18 protein-coding genes are annotated in these 18,027 nt (G+C 68.6%); 9 read left to right on the plus strand and 9 right to left on the minus strand.

What is annotated here, in order from left to right:
* Positions 1–39: 39 nt before the first annotated feature.
* From rph to PY257_RS00240, 3 genes are all read right to left on the minus strand, one after another.
* The gene (gene rph, locus PY257_RS00230) at positions 40–783 is read right to left on the minus strand and encodes a ribonuclease PH (protein ID WP_275737581.1); all 744 of its coding nucleotides are present in this window, start codon (positions 781–783) and stop codon (positions 40–42) included.
* 76 nt (positions 784–859) lie between these two features.
* The gene (locus PY257_RS00235) at positions 860–1,771 is read right to left on the minus strand and encodes a PP2C family protein-serine/threonine phosphatase (protein WP_275737583.1); all 912 of its coding nucleotides are present in this window, start codon (positions 1,769–1,771) and stop codon (positions 860–862) included.
* 79 nt (positions 1,772–1,850) lie between these two features.
* Entirely contained in the window at positions 1,851–2,864 is a 1,014-nt protein-coding gene (locus PY257_RS00240) for a serine/threonine protein kinase (RefSeq protein ID WP_275737585.1), read from the minus strand.
* A gap of 74 nt (positions 2,865–2,938) precedes the next feature.
* Between PY257_RS00240 and PY257_RS00245 the strand changes: the two genes are divergently transcribed.
* From PY257_RS00245 to greB, 9 genes are all read left to right on the plus strand, one after another.
* Positions 2,939–3,847, plus strand: coding sequence for a YicC/YloC family endoribonuclease (locus PY257_RS00245; protein WP_275737586.1), 909 nt, complete (start codon positions 2,939–2,941; stop codon positions 3,845–3,847).
* Positions 3,848–4,122: 275 nt separating this feature from the next.
* Positions 4,123–4,434 carry a helix-turn-helix domain-containing protein gene (locus tag PY257_RS00250; protein WP_275737588.1) on the plus strand — a complete coding sequence of 104 codons (312 nt, stop codon included), beginning with the start codon at positions 4,123–4,125 and terminating at the stop codon, positions 4,432–4,434.
* Positions 4,431–5,657 carry a type II toxin-antitoxin system HipA family toxin gene (locus PY257_RS00255; protein WP_275737590.1) on the plus strand — a complete coding sequence of 409 codons (1,227 nt, stop codon included), beginning with the start codon at positions 4,431–4,433 and terminating at the stop codon, positions 5,655–5,657. The genes PY257_RS00250 and PY257_RS00255 overlap by 4 nt, the downstream gene beginning before the upstream one ends.
* A gap of 395 nt (positions 5,658–6,052) precedes the next feature.
* Positions 6,053–6,736, plus strand: coding sequence for a glutathione S-transferase family protein (locus PY257_RS00260; RefSeq protein WP_275737592.1), 684 nt, complete (start codon positions 6,053–6,055; stop codon positions 6,734–6,736).
* A 204-nt stretch (positions 6,737–6,940) separates the two neighbouring features.
* A complete protein-coding gene (pbpC, locus tag PY257_RS00265) occupies positions 6,941–9,148 on the plus strand; it encodes a penicillin-binding protein 1C (protein WP_275737594.1) in 2,208 nt (735 codons plus the stop codon).
* 107 nt (positions 9,149–9,255) lie between these two features.
* Positions 9,256–10,113: a DMT family transporter gene (locus tag PY257_RS00270; protein ID WP_275737595.1), complete on the plus strand. Its 858-nt coding sequence runs from the start codon at positions 9,256–9,258 to the stop codon at positions 10,111–10,113.
* A gap of 38 nt (positions 10,114–10,151) precedes the next feature.
* A complete protein-coding gene (locus tag PY257_RS00275; protein ID WP_275737597.1) occupies positions 10,152–10,577 on the plus strand; it encodes an OsmC family protein in 426 nt (141 codons plus the stop codon).
* 29 nt (positions 10,578–10,606) lie between these two features.
* A complete protein-coding gene (locus PY257_RS00280) occupies positions 10,607–11,770 on the plus strand; it encodes an alpha-hydroxy acid oxidase (RefSeq protein ID WP_275737599.1) in 1,164 nt (387 codons plus the stop codon).
* A gap of 21 nt (positions 11,771–11,791) precedes the next feature.
* On the plus strand, positions 11,792–12,358 hold the full coding sequence (greB, locus tag PY257_RS00285) for a transcription elongation factor GreB (RefSeq protein WP_275737601.1): 567 nt from the start codon (positions 11,792–11,794) through the stop codon (positions 12,356–12,358).
* A 19-nt stretch (positions 12,359–12,377) separates the two neighbouring features.
* Here the strand turns inward: greB and PY257_RS00290 are convergent, their stop codons facing one another.
* From PY257_RS00290 to PY257_RS00315, 6 genes are all read right to left on the minus strand, one after another.
* Positions 12,378–14,654 (minus strand): RelA/SpoT family protein, encoded by a 2,277-nt coding sequence (locus tag PY257_RS00290; protein ID WP_275737603.1) that lies wholly within the window; start codon positions 14,652–14,654, stop codon positions 12,378–12,380.
* Positions 14,655–14,755: 101 nt separating this feature from the next.
* Entirely contained in the window at positions 14,756–14,959 is a 204-nt protein-coding gene (rpoZ, locus tag PY257_RS00295; RefSeq protein ID WP_275737605.1) for a DNA-directed RNA polymerase subunit omega, read from the minus strand.
* A 24-nt stretch (positions 14,960–14,983) separates the two neighbouring features.
* Positions 14,984–15,604: a guanylate kinase gene (gmk, locus tag PY257_RS00300; RefSeq protein ID WP_275737607.1), complete on the minus strand. Its 621-nt coding sequence runs from the start codon at positions 15,602–15,604 to the stop codon at positions 14,984–14,986.
* Between the two features lie 166 nt (positions 15,605–15,770).
* Positions 15,771–16,877: a bifunctional diaminohydroxyphosphoribosylaminopyrimidine deaminase/5-amino-6-(5-phosphoribosylamino)uracil reductase RibD gene (gene ribD / locus PY257_RS00305; protein ID WP_275737609.1), complete on the minus strand. Its 1,107-nt coding sequence runs from the start codon at positions 16,875–16,877 to the stop codon at positions 15,771–15,773.
* A 28-nt stretch (positions 16,878–16,905) separates the two neighbouring features.
* A complete protein-coding gene (locus tag PY257_RS00310; RefSeq protein ID WP_275737611.1) occupies positions 16,906–17,484 on the minus strand; it encodes a hypothetical protein in 579 nt (192 codons plus the stop codon).
* 24 nt (positions 17,485–17,508) lie between these two features.
* Positions 17,509–18,015, minus strand: a complete 507-nt coding sequence (locus PY257_RS00315; RefSeq protein ID WP_275737613.1) for a type IV pilin protein — start codon at positions 18,013–18,015, stop codon at positions 17,509–17,511.
* Between the last annotated feature and the right edge of the window lie 12 nt (positions 18,016–18,027).

Consider the following 18,027-nt stretch of genomic DNA (forward strand, 5'->3'; position numbering starts at 1 on the left):
CAAATCAGGCTCCAGCGCTTTATATACCTGCGGTGGCAGCTACTGTTTCGATAGCGGCGAGGTCAATGCCGCGCGCTGCAGCGCGACCAGCTCGGCAATGCCTTTGTCGGCCAGCGCGAGCAACTGCTCCATCTCGCGGCGCGTGAAGGCCGCGCCCTCGGCGGTGCCCTGCACCTCCACGAAATGGCCAGCGCCGGTCATCACCACGTTCATGTCGGTGTCGCAGGCGGAGTCTTCCAGGTACTCCAGGTCGAGCAGCGGCATGCCCTGCACGATGCCGACCGAGATGGCGGCCAACGCGTCGCGGATGGGCGATGCGCCGAGCTTGCCCTGCGCAATCAATCGGGCCACCGCGTCCTGCGCTGCCACGTAGGCGCCGGTGATGGCCGCGGTGCGCGTGCCGCCGTCGGCCTGCAGCACGTCGCAGTCGAGGTGGATGGTGCGCTCGCCCAGCGCCTTCAGGTCGAACACGGCGCGCAGGCTGCGGCCGATGAGGCGCTGTATCTCCTGCGTGCGCCCGCTCTGCTTGCCGCGCGCGGCCTCGCGGTCGCTGCGGGTGTGGGTGGAGCGCGGCAGCATGCCGTATTCGGCGGTGACCCAGCCCCCGCCGCTGCCGCGCTTGTGCGGCGGCACCTTCTCTTCCACCGAGGCGGTGCAGAGCACGCGGGTGTTGCCGAACTCGATGAGCACCGAGCCCTCGGCATGGATGGTGTAGCCGCGCGTGATGCGCACGGGGCGGAGCTGGTCTGCGGCGCGCTGGCCGCTGCGGATGAAATCGGTCATGGGAAATGGATGCGGAAAACGCGATTGTCGGGCGCGGGCTGTTGCATGGAAGCGCAAGGCCCCGCCCGGGCCGGGGTCAGAACTTGCGCGCGGCGGAGGAGCGGCGGATGGCCTCGTTGATCTCGGCGATGGAGCGCTCGATGGCCGCGTCGTCGAGGTCGTCGTCGGCCGTGCCGTCGATCAGCCCGGCCTGGATGGTGGAGGCGAACACGCCGTCGCTGATGCTGTCGGTGGAGATGCCGCGCGTGGACTCGTAGGCGTCCGGCGTCTCCCATTCGAGCGCCACGACGGTCACGTTGTCGCTGCCGTCGCCGGCCTTGCGCAAGGCGGCTTCGACCAGTTCGGGCGCCGCCTCGGACACCGGCAGGCGCGATAGCTGGCCAACGATTTCCTCATCGGACAGGCTGCCCCACAGGCCGTCGGAGCACAGCATCAACTTGTCGCCTTGCTGCAGGTGCACCGGGCCGGTCACGTCGAACACCGGCTTGGTGGGCGAGCCCAGGCAGGTGAAGAGCACGTTGCGGTTGAAGTTCTCCACCACGGGCAGCATGGCCGAGCCGCGGTGCTCGATGTATGAATGGTCGCGCGTGCGGGTGAGGAGCTCGCCGTCGCGCACGACGTACAGGCGCGAATCGCCGCAGTGGATCCAGGTGGCGCCGGCGCCCTGCAGCACCACGGCCACGAAGGTGGTGCGCGGCGTGTCGATCATGGCGCGGTCGGATGCGTAGCGCAGCAGTTGGTGGTGCGCGGCCAGCAGCGCGGTGGAGAGGAATTCGGGCACGTCGCGCAGCACCGGCTGGGCTTGGCGCTGGAACATGGCCGATACGGTCTGCAGCGCGATCTGCGCCGCCACCTCGCCCTCGGGGTGGCCCCCCATGCCGTCGGCCAGCACGAACAGGCTCGACCCGCGCGTGTAGCAGTAGCCCATGCGGTCTTCGTTCTTCTCGCGCCCGCCGCGGCGGCTGACCTGGAATACCGAGAATTTCATTCCGACCTCCGCCGAGCCGCATCAACGAGGCCAGCCCCCCCCTGGAGGGCAAGGAACGTGGCGACCGTGGGGGCGCCCATCATTTGATCCGCCCGAATCCGGTGGCATCGCCCACCTTCTGCATGCCCTTCTTGGTGTCGGAGACCAGGGTGTCGAACTGCAGCCGCACGCGCTCGCTGACGGAAAGCTTGGTGTAGCGGCGCTCGCCCTCGCGGCTCAGCTCCTTCTGCAGCGCGAACACCGACTGCGGGCGCGACAGCGGGTCGAGCGCCATGCACCACTCCACCACCTCGATGAGGTTGTCGGAGTACACGCCGCGCAGCCGCGACAGCGACAGCGACAGGCGGTCCTTCTCCTGGCGCTGCGGCGCGTCGTTGGGCGGGTAGCCCTGCATGCAGGCGTAGATGCAGGCGCCGATGGCGTAGATGTCGGTCCACGGGCCCATGGACGAGTCGCGCCGGTACATTTCGGGCGCGGCGAAGCCGGGCGTGTACATGGGGCGGATGAAATTGCCCTCTTTGCTCAGCACTTCGCGGGCGGCGCCGAAGTCGATCATCACCGCGCGGTTGTCGTCGGTGATGAAGATGTTGGCCGGCTTGATGTCCAGGTGCAGCATCTTGTGCTGGTGCACGATGCGCAGGCCGCGCAGCACCTCGTCGAACAGCGAGCGGATGGTCGATTCGCGAAACACCTTCTGCGTCTTGAGCTCGCGCGCGGTGATGATGAAGTCCTGCAGGGTCGCGCCCTCCAGGTAGTTCATCACCATGTAGACGGTTTCGTTCTCGCGGAAGAAGTTGAGCACGCTGACCACCGAGGCGTGCGAAATCTGCGCCAGCGCGCGGCCTTCCTCGAAGAAGCTTTTCAGCCCCAGGCGGTAGAGCGAGAGCTTTTCGGGCGCCACCTTGGGCAGCAGTTCGCCGGGGGCGCGGGTGGCCAGCGATGCGGGCAGGTATTCCTTGACGGCGACCTGCTGGCCTTCCATGTCGAGCGCCAGGTAGACGACGCCAAACCCCCCCGACGACAGCTTGCGGACGACCCGATAGCCCCCGATGACGGTATCGGGCGGCAGCGGGGCAGGTTTGATCTTTGACATGGAGTGCGTGAAAGAAGCGAGGAATACGCCGGGCCCCGGATAATCACGGGCTTCGCAACGATCAAGAAAGTCCCATGGCAGTTTACAGCATGACCGGCTACGCCAGCGCCCAGCACAGCACGGCGGCCCATGAGGCCGGCGCAGCCGCGCCGGCGCGCCGCCTGGGCCTGGAAATCCGCGCGGTGAACAGCCGCTTCCTGGACCTGGCCTTTCGCCTGCCCGACGAGCTGCGCGCGCACGAACCGGCGCTGCGCGAACTGCTGACGGCCGAGCTCAAGCGCGGCAAGGTGGAAGTGCGCGCCACCATCGAAAGCGAAGATGCCGCGGGCCTGGCCGACCCCGCGCCGCGCCTGCTGCAGCGCCTGAATTCGCTGCAGGACGGCATCCGTGCCTGGCTGCCCAGCGCCGCGCCGCTGTCGGTGGCCGAAGTGCTGCGCCTGAGCGCGGCAGGACAGAGCGGCGGCGAGAACTGGGGCAAGGCCGTGCAGACCCTGGCCGCCAAGGTGGTGCAGGAGCTGCTGGCCGCCCGCCAGCGCGAAGGCGCGCGCCTGGTCGCCATGCTGGCCGACCGGCTGGGCCAGTTGCGCGCCCTGGCCGAGCAGGCCGCCCCGCTGGTGCCGCAATTGGTGGAGCAGCAGCGCCAGCGCTTCCTGGAGCGCTGGGCCGAGGCCATGGCGCTGGCCGACGGCGCCACCCTGCCCGAGGCGGCGCAGGACCGCGCACTGACCGAAGCCACGGCCTTCGCCATCCGCATCGACGTGGCCGAGGAGATCACCCGCCTGGCTTCGCACCTCGACGAAATCGAGCGCCTGCTCGACAAGGGCGGAGAAATCGGCAAGCGGCTGGACTTCCTGATCCAGGAACTGCACCGCGAAGCCAACACCCTGGGCTCGAAGTCCGCAGCGCTGGAACTCACGCGCATTTCGGTGGATATGAAGGTGCTGATCGAGCAGATGAGGGAGCAGGTGCAAAATTTAGAGTGATCCCAAGCCGGCAGAGCCGGAACCAAACAGGTTGGAAATGCGAACGCAACCTTACCCCCTCGCTCGTACGCAAGAGTTTTGGTACGTTCCCCCGATTCGCACCCACTTGCACCTGTTCCTGGCAAGGCCAGGACATGAGGCGTGCCCCAAGAAAAGACTGCTTAGGCCCACTGCCCTGTGGGCAATCGCGATACGGTGGCCGCCTGGTGGCGCAGCCAAATAAAGACCATTAAAATGACTTTTATTTTATAAATGCCAATATAAAAAACAAAATAATGACATTAGACCTAGCGCCGTCTAGCGAGATCCTTCAGACACTGGGCCACCGCGTGCGTGCCCAGCGGCTGGCCCAGGGAATGCCCCAGCGCGAGCTGGCACAGATGGCCGGCCTCTCGTTGGGTGCGCTGCGCAAGCTGGAAGGCAGCGGCCAGTCTTCGCTGGAGACCCTGGTTCGCGCGGTGCAGGCGCTTGGGCTGGTCCATGAGCTGGAAGATCTGTTCGTGCTCAAGCGCCAGTCCATCGCCCAGATGGAAAAAGCCGAAGCGGCCAACCGGCGGCAGCGCGCCCCCCGCCGGAAAAGCACATGAAGCGCCTGGCCGTCCACTACTGTGGCTGGGGCCAGGACTGGCCACTGGGCCGGCTCGCCGACGATGGCACCACGCTGCTGTTCGAATATGCGCCCGAGGCGCTGGCGCAAGGGCTGGAACTGTCGCCGCTGCACCTCAAGCTGCGTGCCACCGCCTATGGCGGCTTTCCTCCGCACTTGCTGCGCCTGCCCGGGCTGATCGCCGACAGCCTGCCCGATGGCTGGGGCCTGCTGCTGATGGACCGGTTGTTGCGCCAGCAGGGTCTGCGCCATCCCGGGCCGCTGGATCGCCTGGCCTTCATCGGGGATCGTGCCATCGGCGCCCTGCGCTTCGTGCCGGCTGCAGAGCCCGACGCCGAGGAGCCGGACTGGAGCCTGTTGGCCTTGGCCCAGGAAAGCGAGCGCGTCCTGGCCGGTGAGGCAGGAGCCGCCTTGCGCGAGCTGGCGTTGACGGGAGGCTCCCCGCAAGGCGCACGGCCCAAGGCGCTGGTGCAGTACGACGCAGGCGCAGGCCACATCAGCACGCGCGGCGACGCCCCAGGCGAACCCTGGCTGGTGAAGTTCCCTGGCCAGGGCGAGCACAAGGAGGTCTGCGCCATCGAGCAGATGTATGCCGAACTGGCTCGCGACTGCGGGCTGGAGATGCCGGCCAGCGCATGGTTCGATCTATCGTCGCGGCTGGCCGCCTTCGGCGTGGCGCGCTTCGATCGCGAACAGGGCTTGCGCGTGCCGGTGCACAGCCTGGCGGGCCTGCTGCAGGTGGACTTCCGCCTGCCCGGCAGCGCGGACTACACCGCACTCCTGCGCGCTACTCGCCTGCTGACCCGCGACGAGCGCGAGGTGGAGAAGGCTTACGCGCGGGCTGTCTTCAACGTGCTGTTCCATAACCGCGACGACCACCCAAAGAACTTCGCCTGGCGCCTCGGGCAGGATCGGCGCTGGCGACTAGCCCCAGCCTTCGACCTGACCTTCAGCGAAGGCCCAATGGGCCAGCACCACATGGATGTCTGCGGCGAAGGCCGTGCCGTGGAGCGAGGTCATCTACTACGCTTGGCTTCGGAGGGTGGCGTGGCGACGAAGGCAGCCGAGGCCGCCATCGATCGGATGGTGACGCAGGCGGCGACCTTCTCTCAACGTGCGGCGGCGTATCCATTCCGCCGAGCGACGCTGCAGCGGATGAAAGCATCGATCCACGACTGCCAAGAGAAACTCATGCACGGTTGATGCAGGCCGATGGCAGCCCCGGACACAGAGACAGAGCCGTCAGGCGCTTGCAGATGAAGCGTCCTCGTCCGGCTGCTCTGGCTGCTCGTCATGCCGGCGACGATGCAGGACGGCCCCAATTCAACCTGGAAACGGCAGTTGACCGCTTTGTATCCCTTGCCAGGCCGCAGAAAATCAAGCGTTGCCGGCTTCGATGGCGTTCACCTCGTGGGTGAGCGCGCTATGCACCTGCCGTTTCCAGGTTCAATCTTGACCAGCCGGGCATTGCCCCGTTGGCGGATGCGCACTCAGGCAGCGTACGACCTCGCATGAGTCCTTGAGCGCAATATCATCAAAGTTGTCCGTTTCGGCCTCGCCGTTTCGGCCTCGCCATCAGGAAAGGAATCTGGAAATCTATGTTCACACTGCACCACTGTGTCAGCGCGCGCTCGTTCCGGGTGCTGTGGATGCTCGAGGAAATCGGCGCCGACTACACGCTGAAGATGCTGCCGTTTCCGCCACGAGCCACGGTGCGCGAGTACCTCCTGGTCAACCCGCTCGGCACGGTGCCGGCCTTTTTCGATGGCGATGTGCGCCTGACCGAATCCGCGGCCATCTGCCAGTACCTGGCGGTGCGCGCGGCGCCCACGCCGCTCAATGTCGAGCCGCACGAGCCGGAGTTCGCCGCATTCCTCAACTACCTGCATTTCGGCGAAGCCACGCTGACCTTTCCGCAGACGCTGGTGCTGCGCTACTCCCGCTTCGAGCCGCCTGAGCGGCGCTCGCCGCAGGTCGCCGAGGACTACACGAAATGGTTCCTGGCGCGACTGCGCACGCTCGATCCGCTGTTGACCGAGCAGCCCTTCCTGTGCGGCCGCTTTACCGCCGCCGACGTCTCCGTCGGTTATGCGCTGATGCTGGCCGAATATCTTGGACTGTCGGCACAATTCAAGCCGGCGGTGGCAGCTTATTGGCAGCGCCTGCGAAGCCGCGATGCCTTCCAGCGCGCCTTGCAGTCGCAGGAACGCAGCGCGCTGGCGCAAGGCGTGTCGACGCTGCCGGCACCCGACACGCCTTCACCCCCCGCATCAAGCACATGAGACCGCGCATCGAACGCGTGGCGCAACCAGAGCCAACTCGACAGTCATGGCAATCTCCTGTGTCTGATGGATGGATGGCGCTCAGGCACGCGCCCACACGAGTTCGCGGGGTGCCGGGCTGGCGGCTGCACGAGGTGCTGTAGCCGCACGCGCGCCCTGCGGCTCGGTGCGCGCTTTCGCGTGGCGTCTGCTACAAACCTTGGCATGGCATTTCGTCCCTCCGCGTGCAAGTTCCTGGCCGCCGCGCTGGCCACCGCCGCTTGTGCCGCCGCGCAGGCCCTGCCCGCGTTCGACGAGGTGCGGCGCGGCTTCCACCCGTCCGAAACCCTGGTGCTCTCGCGCGAAGGCGAGGTGATCCAGCGCCTGCGCACCGACGCCACGGTGCGCCGAGGGCAGTGGCTGGCGCTGGCCGACGTGTCACCCGCGCTGCGACAGGCGCTGGTGCAGAGCGAGGACCGGCGCTTCTACGCGCACAGCGGGGTGGATTGGCAGGCCGTCTCCGCCGCCGCCTGGGCCAACCTGTGGAACGAGAAGACGCGCGGCGCCTCCACCATCACCATGCAACTCGCGGGCCTGCTCGACAGCGACTGGCGCGCCGGCTCGGGCGGACGCACGGTGGTACAGAAAGCCGGCCAGGCCGTGGCCGCGCAGGCGCTGGAGCGGCACTGGCGCAAGGACCAGATCCTGGAGGCATACCTCAACCTCGTGCCGTTCCGCGGCGAGGTGGTGGGCATCGACGCCCTCTCGCGCACGCTGTTCGGCAAGGCCGCGCACGGGCTGGACGCGCGCGAGGCCGCCGTGGCTGCGGCGCTGGTGCGCGCGCCCAATGCCGCGCCGACGACCGTGGCGCGGCGCGCCTGCGGCGTGTGGCGCGAAATGGAGCGCAACGCGCGCCTCGACTGCACGGGCCTGGACATGTTCGCCGCCGCCGCGCTGCGCCGCCGTGCCTTCGACGCGAGCGAAGGCATCGCGCCGCACTTGGCGCGCCAGTTGCTGCGCGCCGGCACGGCGCCGCCCGCCACCGTGCGCAGCACGGTGCGCGCGCCGCTGCAGCGCTTCGCGGTGCAGACGCTGCAGCAGCATCTGCGCGAGCTGCAGGGCCGGCACGTGGAGGACGGGGCGCTCGTGGTGCTGGACAACGCCACGGGCGAGGTGCTGGCCTGGGTCGGCTCATCGGGTCCGCTGAGCCGCGCGGGCGAAGTGGATGGCGTGCTGGCGCTGCGCCAGCCCGGCTCCACGCTCAAGCCTTTCTTGTACGCGCAAGCCATTGCCGAGCGCCGGCTGAGCGCCGCCTCGCTGGTCGATGACGCGCCCGAGCAGATCGCCACCGCCGGCGGCCTGTACATCCCGCAGAACTACGACCGCAGCTTCAAGGGCTGGGTGTCGGCGCGCACGGCGCTGGCTGCATCGCTCAATGTGCCGGCGGTGCGCACGCTGGTCATGGTGTCGCCCGACGCCTTCTTCGCCCAGTTGCGCGCCCTGGGCCTGCCGCTGCGCGAATCGGGCGGCTACTACGGCTACAGCCTGGCGCTGGGCAGCGCCGAGGTGCCGCTGCTGGCGCTGGCCAACGCCTACCGGGCGCTGGCCAACGGCGGGCGCGCCGGCCCGGTGGCCTATGCCCCCGTGCCGCGCCCCGCATTCGTGCCCGCGCTGGATGCACGCGCGGCCTTCGTGGTGGGCGACATCCTCGGCGACGCCAACGCCCGCGCCCGCACCTTCGGCAGCGACAGCGTGCTCGCCACGCGCTTCTGGAGCGCGGTGAAGACCGGCACCAGCAAGGACATGCGCGACAACTGGGCCGTGGGCTGGTCCGAGCGCTACACCGTGGGCGTATGGGTGGGCAACGCCAGCGGCGCGCCGATGTGGGACGTGAGCGGCACCGCGGGCGCGGCGCCCGTGTGGGCCGCGGTGATGGGCTTCCTGCATGCGCGCGAGCCCAGCCGCGCGCCCGCGCCGCCTGCGGGGCTGGTGCGCATGCCCACGCGCTTCGGTGCCGCGCCGGCTGGCGGCGGGCCCATCGAGGCGGCGCGCGAGGAATGGTTCCTCGCGGGCACGCAGCAGCCGCTTTTTGCTATTGATTCAGTAGCTGCCAGCGCAGGTATATCAAGCGCCGGGGGCCTAAAAGGCTTGAAGGAATCGCCGCCCGCGCGCATCACCGCGCCAGCGCCCGGCACCATCGTCGCGCTGGACCCGGACATACCGCCCGCCCGCCAGCGCCTGCGCTTCGCCGCCGAAGGGCCCGCCGACCTGCGCTGGCGCATGGACGGCAGGCCGTTCGGGCGCGGCCCGCGCGTGGACTGGCTGCCATGGCCGGGCCGGCACGCGGTGCAACTGGTGGATGCGCGCGGCGCGGTGCTCGACGAGCTGCGCATCGAGGTGCGCGGCGCCGCTGCCGTGCAGCCCCCGCCGTAGCCGCGCTATGCTATCGAAAAAAGAGCTGCCAGCGCAGGTAAATAAAGCGCTAGGGCCCTAAAACACCTGTAACCCATGGCGCCCGTGCGGCGCGAAGAACTGGCTGCATGCGTACCCTCGCCCCCCTGCTGTTCGTCCTGATCTGGTCCACGGGCTTCCTCGTGGGGCGCGGCGTGGCACCACACGCCGATCCCTTCCTGTTCCTGATCGCGCGCTTCGGGCTGGTGGCCGCCTTCTTCGCGGCCGCAGCCTGCGCGGCGCGCGCGCCCTGGCCGCGCGGGGCGCGCCGCATCGGCTTGCACCTGCTGGCCGGCGCGCTGATGAGCGGGCTGTACGTAGGCCCGAGCTGGTGGGCGATGGCGCACGGCATGGCCGCGGGCGTGATGGCGCTGCTGGGCGCGCTGCAGCCGCTGTTCACCGCGCTGATCGCGGTGCTGGTGCTGGGCCAGCGCCTGCCGGCGCGCACCTGGTGGGCGCTGGCCGTGGGCTTCACCGGCGTGGCGCTGGTGATCGCCCCGCGCCTGGCGGCGCACGGCGCAGGCGCACTCACGCCGGCCATCGTGGCGGCGGCGGTGGGCAGCATCCTGGCGCTCACGGTGGGTGCCATGGTGCAGAAGTCGCCGCTGGCGGCGGGCGACATCCGCAGCGCCAGCGCGGTGCAGAACCTGTCCGCCACGCTGGTGGTGGCGCTGATGGCGGTCACGCTGGGCACGGGGCACTGGGACCATTCGGTCACGCTCTGGGCCTCGCTGGCCTGGGCCGTGCTGGTACTCTCCATCGGCGGGGTCACGCTGCTGGTCTGGCTGATGCGCCATGGCGAGGCCACGCGCACTGCGGCGCTGGTGCTGGCCGTGCCGCCGCTGGCCGCCGCGCAGTCCTGGGCCATCCTGGGCGAAACGCTGACGCCGGTGCAACTGGCCGGCTTCGCGCTGGCCATCGGCGGCGTGGCGCTGGCGCGGCGCTGACGTATCCCCTGCCTTGCACAATCGAAGGAGCTTTTTTCATGAGCAACGACACCACCATCCACGCCAGCAACCTCGGCGGCGGCTACACGGTACTGCTGACCGACGGCGCGGGCCATGCATGGACCGCCGACGAACCCGCCGCGCTCGGCGGCGCCAACGCGGGGCCGACACCCGTGCACATGCTGCTGTCCAGCCTGGGCGCCTGCACGGCCATCACGCTGCGGATGTACGCCACGCGCAAGCAGTGGCCACTGGAGGGCGTGGAGGTTGCGCTGCGGATCAACCCGCAGGGCAAGCCAGCGGCGGGCAGCGACATCGAGCGCCGCATCACGCTGCGCGGCACGCTGGACGCCGCCCAGCGCGAGCGCCTGCTGCAGATCGCGGACGCCTGCCCGGTGCACAAGATCCTCACGGGCGAAGTGCGCATTGCCACGGCGCTGGGCGATGCCGCACCACGGCCATAATCGCGCGAACGACGGAGAACGAAGAAGACATGGGGGCCGACCTTTCCAAAATCACCTGCATCGAAGACCTGCGCCGCGTGGCGCGCCGCCGCGTGCCGCGCATGTTCTACGACTACGCCGACTCGGGCTCGTACACCGAGGGCACCTACCGCGCCAACGAGGCCGACTTCCAGAAGATCCTGCTGCGCCAGCGCGTGGCGGTGAACATGGAGGGCCGCAGCACCCGCACCACGCTGATCGGACAGGATGCGGCGATGCCCACGGCCATCGCGCCCACCGGCCTGACGGGCATGCAGCATGCCGACGGCGAGATACTGGGCGCGCGCGCTGCCAAGGCCTTCGGCATTCCGTTCACGCTCTCGACCATGAGCATCTGCTCCATCGAGGACGTGGCGGCGGGCACGGGCGGGCACCCGTTCTGGTTCCAGCTCTACGTGATGCGCGACCGCGATTTCATCGAGCGCCTGATAGACCGCGCCAAGGCAGCGGGCTGCTCGGCGCTGATGCTCACGCTCGACCTGCAGATCCTGGGCCAGCGCCACAAGGACATCAAGAACGGCATGTCCGCCCCGCCCCGGCCCACGCTGGCCAACCTGCTCAACCTGGCGACCAAGCCCGCCTGGTGCTGGCACATGCTGGGCACGAGGCGGCGCACGTTCGGCAACATCGTGGGCCACGCCAAGGGCGTGGGCGACCTGTCTTCGCTCTCGTCGTGGACGGCGGAGCAGTTCGACCCGCAGCTCAACTGGAACGACGTGGAATGGATCAAGAAGCGCTGGGGCGGCAAGCTGATCCTCAAGGGCATCATGGACGCCGAGGATGCGCGCCTGGCCGCCGGCAGCGGCGCCGACGCCTTCATCGTCAGCAACCATGGCGGGCGCCAGCTCGATGGCGCGCCATCCTCCATCGCCGCCCTGCCGGCCATCGCCGACGCCGTGGCCGGCTCGCCCATCGAGGTCTGGATGGACGGCGGCATCCGCAGCGGGCAGGACGTGCTGAAGGCCCGCGCCCTGGGCGCGCGCGGCACGCTGATAGGCCGCAGCTTCCTGTACGGCCTGGGCGCCTACGGCGAGGCCGGCGTGGCCTGCGCGCTGCGGATCATCCAGAAGGAGCTGGACATCACCATGGCCTTCTGCGGCCACACCGACATCAATACCGTGGACAAGGGCGTGCTGCTGCCGGGCACGTACTGAGCCCGCGCGCACCGCAGAGGGATGAACAAGGCATTCACGCGCGAAACCGATGCCGACGACGATGACGACGGCCCCGCCCTGCCGCCGCTGCCCGCGGGTGGCAAGAACTACGTCACGCCCCCGGGCTACGCGCGGCTGCGCACCGAGCTGCTGGAGCTGATCGACACCGAGCGGCCCAAGGTGGTCGATGTCGTGCACTGGGCCGCGAGCAACGGCGACCGGTCGGAAAACGGCGACTACCTGTACGGCAAGAAGCGGCTGCGCGAGATCGACCGCCGCATCCGCTTCCTGACCAAGCGGCTGGAGATCGCCGAGGTGGTGGACCCGGCGGTGCACGCGGGCAGCGACCAGGTTTTCTTCGGCGCCACGGTCACCTACGCCGACGACCTGGGCAATGAGCGCACCATCACCATCATGGGCATCGACGAGGCCGACAGCGCCCAGGGACAGGTGAGCTGGGTCGCGCCCGTGTCGCGCGCGCTGCTGAAGGCGCGCGTGGGCGATCTGGTGAAGCTCGCCACGCCAGCGGGAGTGCGGGAGCTGGAGGTGCTGCGGGTGGCCTACCCGACGCGCCAGCAGCCGGACTGACGGGCGCGCGGCACCACCCTTATTCGCCGCTGGCGGCGGGTTTGATGCGCGCGGCGCGCAGCACCGAGGACGTGTGGCGCAGGTTGCGCAGCGCGGCCTCCAGGTGGTGCTGGTCGCGCACGGCGATGATGAGGCGCAGGTCCGCCGTGTCGAGCACGCCCTCGTCACCCATGTCCACATGGGTGATGTCGGCCTCGGCGCTCGCCAGCGCGGAAGCCACGCGCGCCAGCACGCCCTTGCGATTGGTGACGGTGATGACGATGCCGGTATCGAACATGCGCACGGGCTCCTCGGCCCAGTCGACGGCGATGAAGCGCTCGCTGTCCTTGTGGCGCAGCCGCTGGGCCACGCCGCAGTCCGCCGTGTGCACCACCAGACCCTCGCCGCGCCCCAGGTAGCCGGCCACCGCGTCGCCCGGGATGGGACGGCAGCACGATGCGTACTGCACCGAGGCGTTCTCGCTGCCGTCGAGCACCACCATGCCCTGCGAACCGTGCTCGTGCGAGGTGAAACGCTCGCGCGAGAGCAGCAGCGCGTCGGGCCGGTGGCCGCTTTCGGCCAGCAGCACGACCAGCCGCTTGGCGACGATGCCGGCGATGCGCTTGCCCAGGCCGATGTCGGTCAGCAGCTCGTCGCGGGTGCGGTTGCCGGTGAAGCGCAGCAGGCGCTCCCAGATGGGCTGCAGCTCGCCGCCCGTGGCCGGCAGGTGGTCGATGCCCTCGGCGCGCAGGGCCTGGGTCAGCAGCTTTTCGCCCAGGCCTTCCGAATCGGCCTGCGCCATGGTCTTGAGATAGTGGCGGATCTTGGAGCGCGCCCGCCCGGTGCGCACGAAGCCCAGCCACGCTGGGTTGGGCGCGGAAACGGGGGCGGTGATGATCTCCACCACGTCGCCGTTGGTCAGCTCGTGGCGCAGGGGCACCTGCTCGCCGTTGATCTTGGCCGCCACGGTGCGGTCGCCCACGTTGCTGTGGATGGCATAGGCAAAGTCGACGATGGTGGCGCCGCGCGGCAGCGCCATGATCTGGCTCTTGGGCGTGAACACGTACACCGCGTCGGGGAAAAGATCGACCTTGACGTGGTCCCAGAACTCGGCGGCGTCGCGCGTCTCGTTCTGGATGTCGAGCAGCGACTGCAGCCACTGCGTGCCCAGGCGGTCGGCGGCGGTGCTGTCCGCCCCCTTGGCCTTGTAGAGCCAGTGCGCGGCGACGCCGGACTCGGCCACCACGTTCATCTCCTCGGTGCGCATCTGGAACTCGATGTTCACGCCCGAGGGGCCGACCAGCGTGGTGTGCAGCGACTGGTAGCCGTTGAGCTTGGCGATGGCGATGTGGTCCTTGAACTTGCCCGGCACCGGCTTGTACATCTGGTGCAGGATGCCCAATGCCGTGTAGCAGTCGGTGATGGTGGGCACGATGATGCGAAAGCCGTAGAGATCGGTCACCTGGGCGAAGCTCAGGTGCTTCTCGTCCATCTTCTGGTAGATGGCATAGAGCGTCTTCTCGCGGCCCGCCAGGCGCACCTTCATGCCAGCGGCCTTGAAGGTGGAGTCCACGTCGGCCTCGACCTTCTTGACGAGGTCGCGCCGGCGGTTGCGGGCCTTGGCCACCGCCTTGGCGAGCGTCTGGTAGCGCCAGGGGTGCAGGTGGCGGAACGCCAGGTCCTGCAACTCGCGGTAGGTCTGGTTCAAGCCCAGGCGGTGGGCGATGGGGGCATAGATATCGAGCGTCTCGCGCGAGATGCGGCCCCACTTCTCGCGCGGCATGTCCGACATGGTGCGCATGTTGTGCGTGCGGTCGGCCAGCTTGACGAGGATGACGCGCACGTCGCGCGCCATGGCCAGCAGCATCTTGCGAAACGACTCGGCCTGGTTCTCCTCGCGCGTGTGGAACTGCAGCTTGTCGAGCTTGGTGAGGCCGTCCACCAGTTCGGCCACCTGCACACCGAAGCGGTCGATCAGCTCGCGCTTGCTCACGCCGCAGTCTTCCATGCTGTCGTGCAGCAGCGCAGCCATGAGGGCCTGGGCGTCGAGCTTCCAGGCCGCGCACTGCGCGGCGACGGCAATCGGGTGCGTGATGTAGGGCTCGCCGCTGTTGCGCAACTGGCCCAGGTGCGCCTGGTCGGCGAAGCGGTAGGCCTGGCGCACGCTTTCCACGCTGGCCGCATCCAGGTAGTCCAGGCTGGCGGTAAGCGCGGCGAAGCTGGCCGCGGCGGCATTCGCCGCGGCGGGGCTGGCGACTTTCGCGGCCTTGTCCGTGGCGGACACGACGGCGGAAGATGTTTGCAGCAAGGCGCTCATGGCCTCACTTTATCGCGCCCAAGGGGGTTTGGTTCGCGGGGCAAAAAAAAGCACCGCTGGGCGGTGCTGTTTGGCGCAGGCTAATGTCCCGGCGGGCGGGTTCAGATCGGTACCTTCTTGAGCATTTCAAGACCGATCTTGCCTTGCGCGATCTCGCGCAGGGCGGTGACGCACGGTTTGTTCTTGCTCTCGATCTTCGCCGCATGGCCCTGGTTCAGCATGCGGGCGCGGTAGGTGGCCGCCAGCACGAGCTGGAAACGGTTCGGAATCTTTTCGAGACAGTCTTCGACGGTAATGCGGGCCATGGGTGAATTTCTCCTGTGGCTTCTTCAAGCAATGTTGAGGGATCGGAATGTGTCGGCACGGGCGCGGCGCTGGGCCGCGAATTTGAGACGCTGGGCATGTACCACGGCTTTGAGATCGAAAAGCGCGCGCTCAAATAACTCGTTGATTATAATGAAATCGAACTTGCAGGCCTGGGCCATTTCCTGCGCGGCATTCTTCAGGCGCAGCTCGATCACCTCGGGCGAATCCTCGCCACGGCGCTCCAGGCGCGCCCGCAGCTCTTCCCAACTGGGCGGCAGGATGAAGATCAGGACGGCGTTGGAAAACGCCTCCTTGATCTGGATGGCGCCCTGGAAGTCGATTTCCAGGATCACGTCGGCGCCCTGGGCGATGCGCTCCTCGATGGCCTTCTTCGAGGTGCCGTAGCGCTGCCCATGCACATGGGCCCACTCGACGAACGCGTGGTGTTCGACCATGGCGTCGAACTCCGCATCCGACACGAAATAGTATTCGCGTCCATGGTGCTCCTGCCCGCGCGGCGCGCGCGTGGTGTGCGAGATGGAGGGAAAGACGCGCGAATCGAGCTCCAGAAGCGCCTTGACCAGGCTGGATTTGCCGGCACCACTGGGAGCTGCGACGACGAAGAGATTTCCGGGATAGTCCATGGATGGGAAGACTCTCGTACAGGCCGGCTGCGCGACGCGCGCAAGCGCCGTTGCCTGGGCAGCAGAGTTTATCAGCGTGCCCGTGGTTTCCCGCGCATCGCATTCGCCCCGACCTGGAGCCACGGTAGCCACCCGTCCATGGACGGACGGGAGGCGATGCGCGGAATCAGAACACATCACGCCCCGCGATGCGGGCGACGATGCGCACATCGCCACCCACCGCATCGACCGACTTGAACTGCAGCGGTACCGCATCGCCCAGCGCGGACAGCGGGCCGAACGCGGCCATGCCGCGCCCCTGGCCGATCAACCTGGGGGCCAGGTAGACCAGCAGTTCGTCCACCAAGCCATCGCGGACCAGGGAGCCGTTGAGCTTCTCGCCGGCCTCGACGTGCAGTTCGTTGACTTCGCGCTGCGCCAGATCGCGCAGCATCGCGCGCAAATCCACCTTGCCGTCGGCCCCCGGCATATGCACCACCGTGGCGCCACGTTCGCGCAGCGCGGCTTCCTTGGCATCATTTCTGGCTGCAGCGTAGATGGTGATTGCGCGGCCAGCTATGAAAAGATGAGCATCGAGCGGCACCTGCAAGCGGCTGTCCACCAGCACCACGCCCGGCTGGCGCGGCGTATCGACCAGGCGCACGTCCAGGCGCGGGTTGTCCTCCAGCACCGTGCCGATGCCGGTCAGCACGGCGCCAGCGCGCGCGCGCCACGCATGGCCGTCGCGCCGCGCAGCCGCGCCGGTAATCCACTGGCTCTGCCCGTCCGGCAGCGCGGTGCGGCCATCGAGCGACGCGGCCAGCTTCATCCGCACCCACGGCACGCCGCGCTGCATGCGGCTGAAAAAGCCGAGGTTCAGCTCGCGCGCCGCTTCCGCCCCCGGCCCGACCACTACCTCGACCCCCGCGGCGCGCAGCCGCGCAAACCCCTGGCCCGCCACCAGCGGATTGGGATCGACCACGCACGCCACCACCCGGCCGATGCCCGCGGCAACCAGTGCATCGCAGCACGGCCCCGTGCGTCCGTGGTGCGCACAGGGCTCCAGCGTCACATACGCCGTCGCACCCGCCACCGAGCGGCCCTGGGCCGTCGCGTCGTGCAGCGCCACGATCTCTGCATGAGCTCCACCCGCGCGCTGCGTATGGCCCTGGCCGAGGACGGTGCCGTCCGGGGATACGATCACACAGCCGACGCCGGGGTTCGGCGGCGCCAGCGGCAGCGCCTGGCGGGCCAGTGCCAACGCATGCGCCATGGGGGTATTCGGCAGAGACATGGGCAAATCAGGCGGTGGGCGGCAGGCATTACCTGTCGGAAAATATTTCGATCATCATGGTGCTGGCAACGGCCACGCCCCCCGACAGTGCGGGGTTCATCAGCGTGTTGCCCATGTTCTCGAACGAAGCCATGATGCGCGGATCATGGGCGGCGTCCCCGAGGATTGTCCACCGCTCGACCTCACCCGTGGCGGAAATCCAGAGCCTGACCTGCACGGAGCGGACCTCCATGGGCCACTGTTGGGCATCAACCGCCCAGTCGCCGACGAGTTCGGCAGCCTTGTCGCCGCCTGCCTGTTGCCCAGGCCGCAGGCCGGATGCAGAAGCGCCTTGCGCACCAGAGGGCACCTGCGCCCCATTGCCGTGGTGGTGCGCATCGGCATCCGCGTGCTCGCCTGGCGCCTCATGGCCCCCACGCGCCAGCGCAGTCGGCTCCACCCAATAAACGCGAATGGCCTCGCCCCGCGCCTCCCCCACAGCCGGACCCGCATGCGCTGCGGACGGAGAGTGCAAAGGCACCGGCTGCCCCAGCCGCCAGAGTCCCAGCGCCGCCAGCGCATGCAGCGCGAGCGATGCCGCGCCGCACAGCCACCATCCGCTTTTCACCGCGCGAAGGCCAGCCGCCGCCAGCTACTTCCAGCAATATTCCCTGGCCGCAGCCTCGTCGGCGAAGCTGGAAGCATAGTTTTCAAGCTTCTTGCGGCCCAGGTTGTCGATGGAATAGTCACCGCACTTGTCGCTCGCCATCACCGTGCCCGTGGCGCGGGTGGCCTTGATGGTGTAGGTGGTGGCTCCCGCCGTCACTGCGATGTTGTAGAGCGCCGCGCCGTCCGTCGGCGACTTCGAGAACCGGCCCGCAAACTGCGTCGCGTCCGTCACCGCCGTGCCGGCGCTGTTCTGGTCGTAGCGATAGTTCTCCGTATAGAACCGCTCCATCCACTGCTGGCCCGCCATCAGCACGGTGCGCATGTCGGCGCGGCGCCCCTTGGCGATCTGCTCGTTGTAGGACGGGTAGGCAATCGCCGCCAGAATGCCGACGATGGCGACGGTGATCATCAGTTCGATCAGCGTGAAGCCCCGGCAGCCCCGCGCGCCCGCACCGCCGTACACCCCGCCGCTGCGCATGGGGCTTTGCATGAAGATCCGTGC

Source organism: Curvibacter soli, from assembly GCF_029211125.1.
Lineage (GTDB): Bacteria > Pseudomonadota > Gammaproteobacteria > Burkholderiales > Burkholderiaceae_C > Curvibacter_A > Curvibacter_A soli.

Coding starts and splice junctions, on each gene's coding strand:
- pbpC (WP_275737594.1), top strand. CDS start 6,941: ATGGCATTTCGTCCCTCCGCGTGCAAGTTCCTGGCCGCCGCGCTGGCC.
- gmk (WP_275737607.1), bottom strand. CDS start 15,604: ATGGACTATCCCGGAAATCTCTTCGTCGTCGCAGCTCCCAGTGGTGCC.
- PY257_RS00250 (WP_275737588.1), top strand. CDS start 4,123: ATGACATTAGACCTAGCGCCGTCTAGCGAGATCCTTCAGACACTGGGC.
- PY257_RS00315 (WP_275737613.1), bottom strand. CDS start 18,015: ATGCAAAGCCCCATGCGCAGCGGCGGGGTGTACGGCGGTGCGGGCGCG.
- PY257_RS00235 (WP_275737583.1), bottom strand. CDS start 1,771: ATGAAATTCTCGGTATTCCAGGTCAGCCGCCGCGGCGGGCGCGAGAAG.
- PY257_RS00290 (WP_275737603.1), bottom strand. CDS start 14,654: ATGAGCGCCTTGCTGCAAACATCTTCCGCCGTCGTGTCCGCCACGGAC.
- PY257_RS00280 (WP_275737599.1), top strand. CDS start 10,607: ATGGGGGCCGACCTTTCCAAAATCACCTGCATCGAAGACCTGCGCCGC.
- greB (WP_275737601.1), top strand. CDS start 11,792: ATGAACAAGGCATTCACGCGCGAAACCGATGCCGACGACGATGACGAC.
- PY257_RS00245 (WP_275737586.1), top strand. CDS start 2,939: ATGGCAGTTTACAGCATGACCGGCTACGCCAGCGCCCAGCACAGCACG.
- rph (WP_275737581.1), bottom strand. CDS start 783: ATGACCGATTTCATCCGCAGCGGCCAGCGCGCCGCAGACCAGCTCCGC.
- ribD (WP_275737609.1), bottom strand. CDS start 16,877: ATGTCTCTGCCGAATACCCCCATGGCGCATGCGTTGGCACTGGCCCGC.
- PY257_RS00270 (WP_275737595.1), top strand. CDS start 9,256: ATGCGTACCCTCGCCCCCCTGCTGTTCGTCCTGATCTGGTCCACGGGC.
- PY257_RS00260 (WP_275737592.1), top strand. CDS start 6,053: ATGTTCACACTGCACCACTGTGTCAGCGCGCGCTCGTTCCGGGTGCTG.
- PY257_RS00275 (WP_275737597.1), top strand. CDS start 10,152: ATGAGCAACGACACCACCATCCACGCCAGCAACCTCGGCGGCGGCTAC.
- PY257_RS00255 (WP_275737590.1), top strand. CDS start 4,431: ATGAAGCGCCTGGCCGTCCACTACTGTGGCTGGGGCCAGGACTGGCCA.
- PY257_RS00240 (WP_275737585.1), bottom strand. CDS start 2,864: ATGTCAAAGATCAAACCTGCCCCGCTGCCGCCCGATACCGTCATCGGG.
- rpoZ (WP_275737605.1), bottom strand. CDS start 14,959: ATGGCCCGCATTACCGTCGAAGACTGTCTCGAAAAGATTCCGAACCGT.